This is a genomic window from Sporofaciens sp. SGI.106, from assembly GCF_050314255.1.
Taxonomy (GTDB): domain Bacteria; phylum Bacillota; class Clostridia; order Lachnospirales; family Lachnospiraceae; genus Claveliimonas.
The window spans coordinates 1-1,107 of record NZ_JBNPMZ010000053.1 but is presented as its reverse complement, the minus strand read 5'-3'; the positions used below and the strand labels follow the sequence as shown (position 1 = coordinate 1,107).

Genomic DNA, 1,107 nt, shown 5'->3' with positions numbered 1-1,107 from the left:
AAATTCCCGTTAGAGAAATGGGAAGAAGGCTTCCACATCGCAAAGACAGGCGAGGGCGGAGCACTGAAGGTAGTTCTGGTACCGGATATGGAAGCATAGGAGGAGAAAAGTATGCAGCGTATATTGAATAACCCGGATAACATCGTAGATGAGATGCTCAAAGGTTTCTTAAAAGCACATAGTGATATTGTAGAAGCAACAGAAAATCCGCGTGTCGTGAAAGCAAAAGACATTCCGGAAGGAAAGGTCGGAGTAATCACAGGAGGCGGTTCCGGTCACAAACCGGCATTCGTAGGATACTGCGGAAAGAACCTGTGTGATGCAGTAGCGGTAGGAGAGATCTGCTCCTCCCCGACAGCAGCGGCATTCATGGATGCAGCCAAGGTTGCAGATCAGGGAAAAGGTGTTGCATGCCTGTACGGAAATTATTCCGGAGATAACATGAATGTAAAGATGGCAGTGAAGATGGCAAAGAAGGCAGGAATCACTGTAAAGACAGTAGTGGCAAATGATGATGTGGCATCTGCACCGAAGGATCAGAGAGAGAAACGCCGCGGCGTGGCAGGAGAGGTCCTGATGTGGAAAGTCGGCGGAGCAAAGGCAGCAAAGGGCGGAGACCTGGATGAGGTTATCGCAGCAGCACAGAAAGCCATTGACAATACCCGTTCTGTAGGAATCGGTCTGACACCATGTACACTTCCTGCAGTGGGACATCCGAACTTCGAGATCAAGGACGGAACCATGGAAGTGGGAATCGGCCATCACGGAGAGCCGGGAATCGAGGTATGTGAGCTGGAGACAGCAGACAAGATGGCAAAGAGAATGGTGGATGTAGTCGTGCCGGATTATCCGTTCGTAGAGGGTGATGAAGTAGTTGTACTTGTATCCGGACTGGGAGCAACACCGGTGATGGAACTCTATGTATTATATGATGAGATTGACAGACTTCTTACAGAGAAAGGAATCAAGACTCATAAGGCATATGTAGGAAACTACTTTACATCACTGGAAATGATGGGAGCAACACTCACTATTATGAAGCTGGATGATGAGCTGAAGGAATTAATTGATATGCCGGCAGAAAGTATGGGACTGAAGCAGTTCTAA

1 protein-coding gene is annotated in these 1,107 nt (G+C 48.1%); it reads left to right on the top strand.

Translation table 11 applies throughout. The features are described 5' to 3' along the window. Positions 1–111 precede the first annotated feature (111 nt). Entirely contained in the window at positions 112–1,107 is a 996-nt protein-coding gene (locus ACQRCC_RS15515) for a dihydroxyacetone kinase subunit DhaK (protein WP_427851648.1), read from the top strand.